Annotated in this window: 9 protein-coding genes; 1 reads left to right on the top strand and 8 read right to left on the bottom strand. The window is 53.4% G+C overall.

All coding sequences use genetic code 11. The features are described 5' to 3' along the window. Positions 1 to 85: 85 nt before the first annotated feature. Positions 86 to 2,437 (bottom strand): efflux RND transporter permease subunit, encoded by a 2,352-nt coding sequence (locus RID21_RS15770; protein ID WP_350190435.1) that lies wholly within the window; start codon positions 2,435 to 2,437, stop codon positions 86 to 88. An 86-nt stretch (positions 2,438 to 2,523) separates the two neighbouring features. Next, the gene (locus RID21_RS15765) at positions 2,524 to 4,509 is read right to left on the bottom strand and encodes a redoxin domain-containing protein (RefSeq protein ID WP_350190433.1); all 1,986 of its coding nucleotides are present in this window, start codon (positions 4,507 to 4,509) and stop codon (positions 2,524 to 2,526) included. A 246-nt stretch (positions 4,510 to 4,755) separates the two neighbouring features. Between RID21_RS15765 and RID21_RS15760 the strand changes: the two genes are divergently transcribed. Beyond that, a complete protein-coding gene (locus tag RID21_RS15760) occupies positions 4,756 to 6,945 on the top strand; it encodes an FdhF/YdeP family oxidoreductase (protein WP_350190431.1) in 2,190 nt (729 codons plus the stop codon). Positions 6,946 to 6,958: 13 nt separating this feature from the next. Here the strand turns inward: RID21_RS15760 and RID21_RS15755 are convergent, their stop codons facing one another. From RID21_RS15755 to RID21_RS15730, 6 genes are all read right to left on the bottom strand, one after another. Then, on the bottom strand, positions 6,959 to 7,657 hold the full coding sequence (locus RID21_RS15755) for a phytanoyl-CoA dioxygenase family protein (protein ID WP_350190429.1): 699 nt from the start codon (positions 7,655 to 7,657) through the stop codon (positions 6,959 to 6,961). 109 nt (positions 7,658 to 7,766) lie between these two features. After that, positions 7,767 to 8,090 (bottom strand): hypothetical protein, encoded by a 324-nt coding sequence (locus RID21_RS15750; protein WP_350190427.1) that lies wholly within the window; start codon positions 8,088 to 8,090, stop codon positions 7,767 to 7,769. 55 nt (positions 8,091 to 8,145) lie between these two features. After that, complete coding sequence (tam, locus tag RID21_RS15745; RefSeq protein WP_350190425.1) at positions 8,146 to 8,916, bottom strand: trans-aconitate 2-methyltransferase; 771 nt, start codon at positions 8,914 to 8,916, stop codon at positions 8,146 to 8,148. A 104-nt stretch (positions 8,917 to 9,020) separates the two neighbouring features. Further along, the gene (locus tag RID21_RS15740) at positions 9,021 to 9,908 is read right to left on the bottom strand and encodes a hypothetical protein (protein ID WP_350190423.1); all 888 of its coding nucleotides are present in this window, start codon (positions 9,906 to 9,908) and stop codon (positions 9,021 to 9,023) included. 3 nt (positions 9,909 to 9,911) lie between these two features. Further along, the gene (locus RID21_RS15735; RefSeq protein ID WP_350190421.1) at positions 9,912 to 10,742 is read right to left on the bottom strand and encodes a hypothetical protein; all 831 of its coding nucleotides are present in this window, start codon (positions 10,740 to 10,742) and stop codon (positions 9,912 to 9,914) included. Positions 10,743 to 10,884: 142 nt separating this feature from the next. Further along, positions 10,885 to 13,935 carry a GAF domain-containing protein gene (locus RID21_RS15730; RefSeq protein ID WP_350190419.1) on the bottom strand — a complete coding sequence of 1,017 codons (3,051 nt, stop codon included), beginning with the start codon at positions 13,933 to 13,935 and terminating at the stop codon, positions 10,885 to 10,887. Positions 13,936 to 14,178: the final 243 nt, after the last annotated feature.

Genomic DNA, 14,178 nt, shown 5'->3' with positions numbered 1-14,178 from the left:
ACCCTATATCGGCAGCCGCGTCAAATTATTTAAGTTTACTTACAAGAACAGCCGTCGACCATTGTGTCATCACAAAAAAGGGGTTTTATTCCCGTACCAGCGACTCTTGCATCGGTTCATCGGCAATCAATTCCTCTTCCTCCATCGCAGGGACCTGTGAGCGTTTGGCATAGCGGGCCAGCAGTGCCGGCAGGAAGATGAGATCGCCAAACAGGGCTGAGCCAATTGTCAGGCCGCTCATGATGGCGAAGATCCGCTGATCCCGCATGTCGCTGAAGATCACAGTCGAGAATCCGGCGACCAGGATGACCGTCGTCATGATTAACGCGGTCCCCACGCCGGTAAACGCCTTGCGGATTGCTTCGTCGTCACTCTCATTCTGGAGCTGTTCCTCCCGGAAACGGGTCAGGAAGTGAATTGTATCGTCGACGGCAATCCCCAGACAAACCGTAAATGCACAAACGCTGACAATCTCGAGTGCCTGTCCCGTAAAGACCAGGAAGGTCCCCGTCACGGCCAGAGGGAACATGTTGGGAATGATTGAAATCAGCCCCAGTCGTAATGAACGAAACGCGATCGCCAGCACAATCAGGATGATAATCGCAGCACTCCCCAGACTGGACGCCAGATCGACGACGATCTGGTACAGGTTCCGCCAGCGCCAGACAGCTGAGCCGGTCAACTGAAACTGGAACTCCGGATGCTGACTTCCAATCTCGGCCAGCCCCTCTTCAATGCGCGTGAAGGTCGGCCCATATTTGGCAATGCCCAGATCCTGAACGTGAAAACTGACCGTCGCCTGGTTCCGTTCCGGCGTATAAAACGCCCGTTTCAACGGTGGAGGCAGCAGGTCGATCATCGACATCCGCTCTTCAGGGGGCCCCTCACCAGGCAGAGCAGACAGAATATTCACAATCGAAATCGGATGACCAATCAACGCTTCCTGGTTCAGCAGTTGATCCACTTCGCTGATGGCAACCAGAACTTCGGGCGAATCCGAATCGACCTCATCCGACCATTTCACCTCAACCCGCGAATGCTCGAGCCCTCCCATCGCCTGGTCCATATGATTCAAGGCAGTCGCTGCTTCCGAACCATCGGGCAGCATATTGGCCCGGCGTTCATCGGGACGCAATGTCAGCGAAATCAGAATCAGTACCGCCGTCAGCCCGATGCCCACCTTGCTGATCCACCCCGCACGTTTCAACACCATTTCGATAATCACGCTGATCCGGTTCAGGTTCTTATCGATGACGCCCTTACCGTATCCCACATGAATGGAACGCCCCAGCCAGGTGCGGCAGGCCAGGGGAATCACCGTCACCACCGCAATGAAAGTCAACAGCACGCCGACCACACAGCTGTAACCAAATTCGCGGACCGTCTCATGATGAGCCAGCGAAAGCGAACCGAAGCCGATGGCCGTCGTGACCGAAGTCAGAAAGCAGGCCAGCCCCACTTCCTGAATTCCACGCCGGGCAGCATCCCTTCCCGACAGACCAGAAGCCCGATGGCGGCGGATCTGCACCATCAGATGCACGCCGTCGGTTAACCCCACCAGACTCAACAAAACCGGCAGTACCACGTCGTTAAACGGGTTGTCCTGGAAATCGAAGAACTGGATAATTCCCATCGTCAGAAACACGCCGAACATCGGTGCCAGGGCCACGATAATCACCGCCGTGATCCCCCGGAACAGAATGATGGCCATCAGCAGAATCATCCCATAGCCGATCACCTGGTACTTGACCTTGTTCGCATTATGCGTGCGCACCGCGGTCAGATAGATGGGTACACGGCCGGTGGTCGTGAAGGAAAACTTCACATCCGGATATTCAGCAACGACTTTTTTCGCGACTTCTTTCAATCCGGTCGTACAGGCATCGTCGTCCGTCACATACATCCAATTGAATTTGACCATCAGCAGAATGGTCTGCGCATCTACTGATAACAGCTGGCCGCCTACCAGCGGATGTTTAATCGCTTTTTCCTTAGCGTCATCGAGCCGTTTCTGGGAGGCCCGCTCATTCGGGAGGATTGGTTCCCGCAGGCCGAAGATATTCAGGTTGGGAATATCCTCCAGCCAGAAAACACTTTCGACGTAATCCAGCGATTCGATCTCGGCAACGATCTCCCGCAGGGCCTTGATGCCGTCGGCGGTGAAGAACTGATCGGAATCAATCACCAGGATCGTATCAGCGTCGGTCAGGCTGATCGGGTCGACATCGGGCGGCGACTCCCGAACTTTCCGCGGCTTATCCGCTTTCTGCTGTTCTATCTGGGGAACCGGTTCGGGTTTTGCTGTGAACCAGTCGCGAACCTCCTCGGGCATGGTGTACCCCAGCAGTGCGATTCCACTCAGCAGTAGAATGAACAGAGTTACCAGCAGGGGATGGTCAACCATCCAGACCGAACAGCGATTGAACGTACGAGACACGCGCGATTCACTTTCTCTCAGTGGTAGAATATTAAAGAGATCAGGTTGAAGATTGCCAGGCGCTGAATCTCAACCAGCTTCAGGTATTAGCGAACCTGCAATCTGAGTTCCTCTCTCTGAATCACACCGTCACCATTATCATCCCGGATGCGCCCGTAGCGCTGTGTTGCCAGCGGGACTTCTTCCACATCAACGCGTCCATCGCCATTCTTGTCGAACCGTTTGAAAAAAGCAGCGGCACGTTTATCGAGCTCTTTTTTCAACTCCGCCTCCCGCTGTTTCTCCGCTTCCGCTTTAGTCAGTTTTTTCTCTGGCTTGGGTTTCGTATCCTGAGACTTCTGTTTCCGGGGTTCAGCCACTTCAAAGAAAGCAATCGCCATCTCTTCCCAGGTCTGATCGCCCCAGGTTACATATTCATTGGGATCCGGGTTGAACGGATTGTCTTTCGAATTATCGAATTTCACCGTGAACTCAAGACCGTCGACCGTATCCAGCGACATGGGCTTGCTCAGTTCATAGATGTGCTGCCAGTTGAAATCGTAATTGGGCACATCGAGCAGAATCTCTTTCTTCTTATCCTGCTTTGTAAACAGGCGGAACGATTTCCCGCGCAGATGCATGTGCGGGGCAATCGCCAGCAGTTCGGCATGTGGTGGTATGCGACGAACCTTCGCCGAGACCGGGAAATCACTGGCGTGCGGCGGAATTTCGAATTCCTGATCAATACCAATCAGCGTAAAGACTTCGTGGGATATCTCCTCATCTTTGCCGAAAATCAAACCGACTTTCGAAATGTCTTCTGCCACCGATCCCGTCGGCGTGTAATGCATCTGAAATACCAGTTTCGAGCCGGCGGGAACCTTGCGAGCCCGACCGGGAGGCAGCATGTTGATCCGCTGTCCCGGTACATAAGCCGTCAACCAGCCGATCCCACGGAAGTCAGCGCCATCAGGAGGACGAATGAAAACAATCGCATGATGCACGACCGACCGGTTACCCGGCAGGACCTGTGCTCCGGTGATCCACTTATCCTCTTTGAACCCGGGATCGACGACGAAATACTGATATTCCACGACACCCTCTTTCGGAACAACAAAGGGTCGCTTCCGCATTTCATAAACGACATCCGGCACTCGGGGCAGGTGCCAGCCTTCGCGGAACTTGGGCAGTTCCGGCAAATCCTTGATATCACCATAGGGCATGCCCCCGGTCACCCATTCCCGTAGAATTTCCTTGTCTTTTTCGGGCATGAACCGTGCATTCGCGTAATGACCGTATTTCGGACTGGCGTGCCAGGGGGGCATTCGACCATCTTCAATAGTCTCCAGCATCGTATCCGCCCAGCCACGAACTTCATCGTAATCCGTCAGACTGAATGGTGCGATTTCCCCTGTGCGATGGCATTCCACACAATGACGATGCAATACCCCCGCGACTTCCTTGCAGAAAGTCAGTTTGGTGGTCACTTCATTCTGCTTCACTCGGCCAATAAAACAGCCATTCGGTTTGGTCTCGGACACTTCAATCGGCTTGCCTGCCAGCAGTTGATCCAGTGCGTTCTTCAGATCATGTGTGGTCGTCTCAGCTCGTGAGATGCCTGGCAGGTACTGGTTATCGATCCGCCCACGATACCGGACGGCCAGCTGCTGATCCAGTACAAAAACTTCAGGTGTGCGCACCGCTTGAAATCGGTCGGCGACTTCGTTGTTATAGTCCTTCGCCATCGGGAACGAGATCTCGTACCGCTTGACGTACTGTTTGACATCTTCCAGGGAGTCCTGCTGATTGCTGTTCACGCCGATGAACTGGACACCCTGCGCCGCGTAAGCAGCCTGCATTTCATTCAGCTTGGGACCATACAGCCGGGCCAGCGGACATTCCGCCCCCAGAAAGCAGACCACCGTCGCTTTCGTCTCTGGCTCTGCCGTTAACTCGACCACTTTTCCCTGAGCGGTTGGCAGCCGAAACGTGTGGGAGGCATCCTGCGACGATTTGGTTTTAGCTTCAGCGAGCAGGGAACTGGTGCCCAGCAATGTGAGCGCACACAGGAATGTGATACTAAAACGAAACATAAGCGATCCTTCCTCCAGAACTGGTAACGACGGGTGCGTTCATTCTATCAACCGCCCGGAAACCCCCGCAACCCCCACTGTACAGAATAGAGCCCGGCCAGATTGATTGCTCTCTTTCCTTTGGATATACTCGACGTAACTCACAATGGTTTCAGATTTTGGTAAAAGATTCCCGTTTACCTTTATCCGAAATTCATCTGGTTGGCTGCAGTGTGCTCCTGAGGAACAACATAGGAAGGCATCAAAGTGAAAGCTCCACGAAGCGGCGGCGGTTGGAAGGCGATCAAATACAGTCTGACACTGGCAAACAAGGTCGGCTGGTGGAAGCTCTGGAAATCCATGCGGACCCGCAATGCCTGTAAGACCTGCGCGGTTGGCATGGGGGGACAGAAAGGGGGCATGGTCAACGAAGCCGGTCTGTTCCCCGAGGTCTGCAAAAAATCCTTCCAGGCAATGGCCGCCGACATGCAGCCCGCTGTCGCTAATGACTTCTTCGCGAAAAACAACATCGACCAGCTCCGCTCGATGTCCTCTCGCAAGCTCGAATACAGTGGCCGTCTCACCCAGCCACTGCTGCTCTCGCCCGGCGAAAAACATTACAAGCCGATTTCCTGGGACGAAGCCTTCGACCTGGTCGTCGAGCGTCTCAAAGCCGCAGGCCCCGAGCGAACCTTCTACTATGCCAGCGGCCGCTCCTCCAACGAAGCCGGCTTCCTCTTCCAGTTGATGTCCCGTCTTATGGGCACCAACTTCGTGAATAACTGCTCCTTTTACTGTCATCAGGCCAGTGGCGTCGGCCTGGGTTCGAGTATTGGCACCGGAGCCGGCACACTCCGTCTGGAAGATCTGGATCACACCGACCTCTACATCCTGATCGGCGCAAACCCTTCATCGAATCATCCTCGCCTGATGAAGGCCTTCATGGAAATCCGCAGACGGGGCGGCAAAGTCATCGTCGTCAATCCGGTCAAGGAACTGGGGCTCGTTAATTTCAAGGTTCCCAGTGACGTCCGCAGTCTGCTCTTTGGCTCCAGCATCGCATCCACCTACGTACAACCACACGTCGGCGGTGACATGGCCCTGCTGATCGGCCTCTCGAAAGAAGTCCTGGAACGCAACGCACACGACCAGGCATTTATCGACGCACACACCGAAAACTATGACGCTTTCAAACAACAGGTCACAGAAACCAGCTGGGACGACATCATCGCCCAGAGCGGCGTCGACAGAGAAACCATTCGGAACATCGCAGACCAGTATCTCTCCGCGAAAAACGTCGTCATCGGCTGGTGCATGGGAATCACGCATCATCTTCATGGTACCAACAGTGTGCAGTCGATCGTCAACTTCTCGTTGCTCCGTGGCATGGTCGGCCGCCGTAAAGCGGGACTGATGCCCATCCGCGGCCATAGCAATGTGCAGGGCCTCGGTTCGGTGGGCGTCGTTCCCGGAATGAAACAGGCGATGCTCGAACGCTTCGAGAAACAGCTCGGCATCAAAGTTCCCACCACGCCCGGTTACGACACAATGGCCTGCATGGAAGCCTCCCATCGCGGCGAGATCGACTTCGCGTTCTGTCTCGGAGGCAACCTCTTCGGCAGTAACCCTGATACCAAATACGCACTTGAAGCCATGAGCCGCATCAAAACTGTGCTCTACCTTTCGACTACGCTGAATACCGGTCATGTCTGGGGAACCGGCGAAGAAACCCTGATCCTGCCCGTACTTCCCCGCGACGAAGAACCCGAGCCCACGACTCAGGAGTCCATGTTCAGCTACGTCCGCATGAGTGACGGCGGCAAATCCCGGTTCACCGGCCCTCGCAGCGAAGTCTCGATCCTGGCGGCCATCGGCCAGAAACTGTTCGCCGGCGATGACCGCATCGACTGGAAAAAACTGGAGAGCCACAGCGCCATCCAGGAACTGATCGCCGACCTGATCCCCGGCTACGAAAACATGAAAGAAACACTCCAGACTCACAGAGAATTCCACGTCACCGGCCGCGCCGTCGAAGAATACAACTTCCCCACCGAGAGCGGCAAAGCGAAATTCCACGCCCTCCCGCTGCCCGATCTCTCCGTTGCAGAAAATGAACTGCGGCTGATCACCATTCGTTCCGAAGGCCAGTTCAACAGCGTCGTCTACGACGAGGAAGACATCTACCGCGGACAGGAACGCCGTGACGTCATCCTGATGAACCGGGCCGACATCGACCGTCTCGGCCTCAAACCCGATCAACGCGTGAAAGTCAAAAGCGAGGCAGGGGAGATGCCGTATATCCTTGTCCGCGAATTCGACATCCGCGCAGGCAGCGCCCTGATGTATTATCCCGAAGCCAACGTCCTGGTACCACACACCGTCGATCCCTTGTCAAAAACTCCCGGCTTCAAATCGACGCGGGTCACACTGGAAGTGGAAGATGTGGTAACAACCTGAGAATATCATTCAATTATGTCCAACCCATCCCTTCCGGCAGTTCGGAACTGGAATAAACCACATGCAGCACTCGTCGCCGCCGTGGTAACTGGCAACTACGCGAACGATGCACCAGCAGAGGGTTCATCAACAACACTTCACCGGCATCGACCGGGCAGAGTTGGAACTCCTGTTCGGGGATCAAAGCAACTTCATCCTCAGTGAGCCGCCTGCGATGACTCCGCGGAACCACCTCCAGCGCCCCGTTTTCACCGGGGCACTCATCAAGGTGAACTCGCACTGCCAGCATCTGTTGAAAGACGTTCAATGGCGGTTCGACGTATTGCTGCTCCGCTTTGACAGACCAGTTCGTCCAGTCCTCATCCTCGATGCGTCCCTGAATCGGAACCTGCAGATCCTGATGCGGCGGCACGAACCAGTTCGCACCGGGACGCTTATCAAACAGTGTCGCACTCACCAGGCTGACTGGCTCCTGCAACACGTCAGCCGCCAGTTCCTTGAGCACTCCCTCTTCAAGCAACGATCGCAGTCCGGGTAAAACCAGATGGGCATTGCGAATCGCATAACGTGTACCGCTGCGTCGTTGTCGATAACTGTCTTCCCTGGCGGAATCAATTACAGCTTCGAACTGCGCCAACGTGTCCTGGGGAAGCGGTTCTCGGCAGATCTGGAATCCATCCCGGTTAATTTCTGCACTGAAGATCGAAGACATTTCCTTAAGTTCCAGCAGGAGTCTGATACATTACCTATCTGAAGTAGATCAATCGGACAGGAATGGTATGAATCGGCGCAGCTTGTTCAAGTCCAGTCCATACCAGTGCTCATACCTGTTTAAAACGCTCAAGAATCCGCAGACTGGCTGAGGGTGTATAGAGAGCAGCCACGAAGGAAAGGGGAATCAAAAACAGGCTGACGACCAGGGCTACCAGCAGATAGCTCAGCAGAATCGCCGTCGAAAAATGACCTGAATTATACAGCCCGAAATTGTAGAACAGGCCCACCAGGTAACTCAGCCCGAAACAACCGAACACAATTGCCGTCAGACAACAGGAGCCGGTTTTTAACCCCAGCCTCGACAGACACCGGCTGCCCGTAGCCCACAGGCAGAGCAACCCCAGCAACACACAATACGACATCACGTTCACCACATCAGGTCCCCAGAGAGAAATTAAAAAACATTCAAACAGTGATGTATCTCATTTATCGATACGCCACCAGAAAAAACCTGCGAAACGGAAACAACACGTTTCCGTTCTGTTGCAGGGGATAAGCATTCGCAAAACGCTTCAGCAGTTCCGCCTCGAACCGGTCACGGGTGGCAGCATCGGGCAACGCTTCCAGATAGGGTCGCAGTCCCGTTCCCCGGAACCACTCCAGGATGGCCTCGACACTCTCCATCACATGGACATATTCAGTCTCCCAGAGTTCCAGCTGGGAACTCAACGGAGCCAGCAGATCGTAATAGAATGACCGCGATTCACAGCCCAGCGCCTGTCGGGCAGCAGCGGTTACATCATGCCAGTCCGGTAGCTGGGAAAGCTCAACCACACAGCGGTGCAGGGGAGATGCGTAATGCGCGGGCAGTTGCACCGCCAGCGCCCCACCGGATTTGAGAAAACTCATCAGCCGGGGAAAGATCGTTTCATGGTCCGGCACCCACTGCAGAACGGCATTGGAAAACAACAGATCAAATGCCTCATCCGGTTGCCACGTGGTGATATCAGTCTGGAACCAGTGTACGTCAGGCAGAGCCTCCCGCGCAGTCTCCAGCATTTCTGCAGAGCTGTCCAGACCACTCAGCTTTGCCCCGGGAAAACGCTGTGCCAGAACCGCGGTACTGTTCCCAGGACCACAGCCTATATCCACAATCTGCTCAGGCGATTCCAGCTGTACCCGTGCTGCCAGATCGATGGCAGGCTGCGTCCGTTCACGCTGATATTTTAAATACTGATCCGCATCCCAGACAGGCATCAAGCTGTATCCCTAGCTAAGTTCTCACACAAAAACACGACATCGACAAGACAGCCAGCAAGCCTCACAGGTTCGCCTCCGATCTATGCCGAAGCTAACAGGCGCTACCATTCCCGGGAAAAGAGCTTCAACTCGGAGACGGCTCCATATTCGGACACCCAGACCGTAAACATTTCCTCGGTCTGATCCGCATCCGCTTCACGCACCTCCTTGAAATTAACCCCCCAGACTTTCAGGTACTGCAGTTCTCCATCCACTCCCACGCTCAGCGGCAAGTCGAGGGATCGACAATTCAGAAACTCAAACTCTACCGGTTTCTTTCCGGGGGCGACTTTCACTTTCCTCAGAAACTTCTCCAGCGTCTTTCGCCCCCGTCTCTCAATCTGCTGCTGAGACAATTTCTTCTGCTCTGCTTCAGGTTTCACGTTCAACTGGAGATTAGAACACAGCCTTTCTCTCCAATCCGACAAGCTGTAGGCGTCGTAAATATAAAGATCAGGCAGGATCACCTTTCCCCGATCCGAAACCAGCGCCCGATAACGATAGGGCACCCCTGAAAAACCACCCGGACTTGGAAAAAGCAACCAGACGACTTGCCAGCGATAACCTACCGGTTTCAGTGAGACGAGTTCTACCTCACTGAGATGGAATGCATGATTATAATTTAATTGCTGATTGACGAGTGCTTTGAGCGCTTTGTCGGGAGTGACAAGCTTCATCACTTGCGCAACGGGCACAACGGAATCAAGAGGAACAGGATGTGGATCACCTTCTTTACGATAAGGCACTGGATAAGCAAAGATCACATGTCCAATATCAAAGGATGTCTCCGGGTCGGCGTCAGGGACCAGATCACAGAGATTCGGGTCGGATCCATAAGAAAATTGTCCGCTATCCAGCATCGGATCGGGTGGTTGTTCCTGATCGGGATCTCCCCACGCAGACGATACCACAACCGACAGGAACAGCGTGAGTAATATAAGATTTCGCATGGTTCAATTCCTGTCCCGCTCGTCGATCGGTCCTAAATCGGCGACCGTTCCATCCTCTTTCACCCACACCGTGAACAGCTCCGGGGGCGTTTTCAGTTTCTCTGTCCGTACCTCCTGAAAATTAACTGCCCAGACGTGTAAGTACTCAATCTGCCCCTCAGAGTTAAGACTCCAGGGCAACCGCGCTCTCTGCAGATTCACAAACCGAAACTGAAACGACTCCGCCTTGCTGACCTCATGCAGCCGGTCGATCATGTCATCAAAAGCCTGCCGCGCCCGTTTCTCGATTTCATCTGAATCCAGTCTTTTTTCGGGCCTGATATCTGCTGCTTCCAGCTTCAGCTTTGCACAAGGCCAGATCCGGGGACGCTCGGTTTTCCGGTACCGGGGATTCTGTTCAGGATCGATCTCCGGTTTCGGCAACAATAACGGTATCGAATCGATCAAATAACGGTCATGCGGAATCAAGGCACCTTGCGAATCTACCAGCACCGGAATTTGCTCAGGACCTTCCGCCAGGCCTCCATAGAGCGGAAACATTTTCCAGGATACCTCCCACTCAGATCCCACATCCAGCCAGTTGGTCAACTGCGCTTTTTGGAACTGAAATGTCTGCTTCTGCCCCAGTTGCTGATGGACCAGCGCTCGAAATGCGGCATCCGGCTCAGAAACCTTGACCGCCTTCCCTACCCGCACCATCGATTCCAGCGCCACGGGCTGCTTATCCAGTCCCTTGCGCATTCTGGCATCTGGATCATAAGTAAAAATGATATGCCCCAGACGAAATGTCAGCGAATAGGGAGCACCACGTTCAATTTCTTGCAAACGAGGCATCTGGTCGGAATTCACAGTCCAATCAGAATACTCCGAGGGGGTCTGCGCTATCGCAACAGAATCACAGGCAGCATACAGAAAGAACATTATAAAGAAACGTTTCAAAGTCATCCCTCTCAGATCTTATGCTTCCGAAGCTGATTCAGACCTTCTGGTTTGCCCCCTCATCCAGAACCTGTCGGATGACGACCGATAGTTCTCCCAGGTTGGCTGGCTTCTGGATGACCAGGCTGCCACCAGTCAGCGCGGAAGCCGGGATCTTCTCTGCAATCCCCGATAAATAGACCACCTTCAAGCCGGGACGCATCCCCGTCAATCGCTGCGCCAGTTCCACGCCATTGATCTGAGGCATGTTAAAGTCGGTACATAAAAGCGATATCGCTTCGGTATGCGTTTCGACAGTTTTCAGCGCCTCCACCGGCCCCAGTGCTCGGAGCACCTTATACCCCAGTCGACTCAATAGTGCTGATATCGTCGACAGCACAATCGGTTCGTCATCGCAGACCAGAATTGTTTCCGAACCACCGGCCATCTGCTTATTGTTCGTGGGAGTTTCGGTCTGCCTGGTTTCGGTTGCCTTGATGCGTTGATCCTGCGGTAAGTAGACCCGAAATTGAGTCCCTTCTTCCGGTTGGCTATCCACCGATATAAATCCACCATTGTCAGACAGATTCCGCTGCACGGTGGATAACCCCAGTCCGGTTCCTTCCGCTGCAGGCTTGGTTGTGAAAAACGGTTCAAAAATTCGCTCCAGAACTTCGGGTGTCATCCCACAACCAGTATCCGCCACAGTCAGGAGCGTATAACTTCCAGGCAGACATCCATTCTGATCAGCCATCTGAGCTGCGGTGAGATTCACATTCTGTGTTCCTAAAATAAGCTCGCCGCCTGAAGCCACCGCGTCTCGCGCATTGACGACCAGATTCATCAACGCCTGCTCGATCTCGGCTTCATCCGCCCAGACCATCCCAGCCATGGGTGACAGATCCAGGATCAGTTTAACGGAACCTCCCAGGATCCGTTGAATCATGGCACGATGATTCATGATCAGTGCATTTACATCAAACCAGGAAGTATTCGGGGCTTTCTTTCGTCCGAAAGCCAGCAGTTGTTTGACGAGCTCTGCAGCACGTTCGCCTGACTTTTGAATTTCCCGCAAGGGTTCCCGAAAGTCTTCCCGAATCTGTTCCTCAGGCGTCAGCAACATGAGCTCTGCATTCAAATTGATCCCAACCAGAATATTATTAAACTCGTGCGCCACTCCCGCTGCCAGTTGTCCGATCGCTTTGATTTTCTGGCTGTGTTGCAGTTGAATCTGCATCTGCCGATTTTGTTCTTCGGTCTGTCGCTGTTCCGTCAGATCCTTGATCATTAACAGCAACAGCGGTTCATCGTCACTTTCAATAATCCAGGCGGAACAGTCCATGATCCTTTTTTCACCACCATTGATGAGTGCTACTATTTCCTGCTCATAGACGTGCCCGTTTTCACACACACTCTGAATGATCTCTTCCCAGTAACTGGCATCGGGAAAGAACTGCAGTTCATGGATCGTTTTCCCAACCACCTCTTCGCGTTGATAACGCGTGGTCGTCAGGAATGATTCGTTGACATCGATTACAGAGCCTGTCGACAGACTCAGAATTCCCTTGGCAATCGGGTTGAGTCGAAAGATTTTGGAAAATCGCTCTTCCGAGATTTGCAGCGCCCGTTCATTCTCCTGTCGCCTGACTTCATTCCGATAATCGGTGAGCAGCGTCCCCGCAGCAGCCAGCAGTGGTTTGATAAACTCAATCAGAGTTGCGTCATAACCAGACGGACAATTTGCGATTCCCGCTACACCTGAAAGTTCTCCCTGGGAGAAAACGGGGAGCACCAGAAACGATTTAATCACACCGACATCAGATCTACCCGCTGCCGTAGTGTCACCCTCGTAAGCCCTCTGAATATCGTTAACAATCAGCGACTCTTTGTCTGTTATGATCCGTTCAAACAATCCCTGCTGTTCAAAGAATTTCCGGGTCCGATTCTTCTCGACTTCCGCACAATCCCAGTCAGCAGTCAGTGATGCGCGATAACAGCTTGCCCGGGGAATCAGTTCATACATCCCCGCTTTTGTTTGACGGACTTCTCCAAAAAAACCGGACTCACTTTCTGTGATATTTAAAAACGTCTGCAACAGATCGTCAAACACCTTATCCGGATTCGTATCAGAGATGTATTGTGACAGCAGCTTGCGGATAGTCTCGATCAGGTGAATCGATTTCCGCAATTTCTCTTCATACAGCACCTGCTGGGTAATATCAGTCCGAACTCCAGAGATGCCTCCTTCTGCCGTCCTCTGTTCGGAAATCTTTAGCCAGCGCCCATTGCACAATTTCTGGCGAAAACTGCCTGCAGGATTCTGGTGCTGGCATATTCGTTCCTTAATCCATTCTTCTTCCCGGCCGACCGCATCAGCTACCTGTCCCCGGTAGGCTGAAATCCGGATGTGATCCTCGAAACGCTGTCCAGGCACCAGGATATCCCGACTCTCACTATAGATCTCCAGGTACTTCGAATTACACATCACCAGCCGATCATCCGAATCATAAATTACGATACCCTCGGTCAACGATTCGATCGCCTCCTGCAGATGCTGCCGCAGCCGATGAGACTCCTGTTCGCTTTTCTGTAAGTCTGCTTCAATCCGGACATGCTCGATCGCAATCGCTGCCAGGTAAACCGCCTGTTCGATCAGATGCCGGTGATAATCGGTCGGCTCCCCCGGTTTGTGATAATAAATCGCAAACGTTCCCAATACGGCTCCCGTCGAAGAACGAATCGGGGTCGACCAGCAGGCGCGCAGATCATGTTTCAAAGCCAGGTCTTTATAGTCTTTCCAGAGAGGGTCCGTCTCAATATCCTTCACCACAACCTGCCTGTTGTGATAGGCAGCCGCACCACACGAACCCACCTCCGGACCTATTAGTACCCCATCGGTCAGTCGGACATACTCCTCCGGCAGATGCAGCGTAGCGCCGTTGCGCAGTCGGTTTTCTTCATCCACCAGCAGAATCGAACAGACCATGTCCTCGCACTTCGATTCCAGATATTCGACCAGTGTCGTCAGAGTATCTGTGAGGGAGTGCCCTTTGCTGATCAGTTCCAGGATCAACCTGACCTCAGGTAAGGTTTCTGATGACCGCTGCACAAGCACCTCACTCCCAACAGGATCGTGATTAAAACAAACTGGGACACTCTCTGGATGAGAATCAAAATCATCTCATCAGTACGCAACCTCACACATACTCACAATCGGGGTTCTCACGATAACATTTACTACGGGACATTTTAATCCGAATTAACAACAGACCAATACCACTTTGGGGTTCAACGGAAATTTCGGATCAGATTACATCTATCGTCGCTGCTGATTTCGGCCATGAAAACTCTG

It is taken from the genome of Gimesia sp. (assembly GCF_040219335.1).
In the GTDB taxonomy this organism is placed as follows: Bacteria; Planctomycetota; Planctomycetia; order Planctomycetales; family Planctomycetaceae; genus Gimesia.
This window is presented reverse-complemented; position numbering and strand designations above follow the sequence as displayed.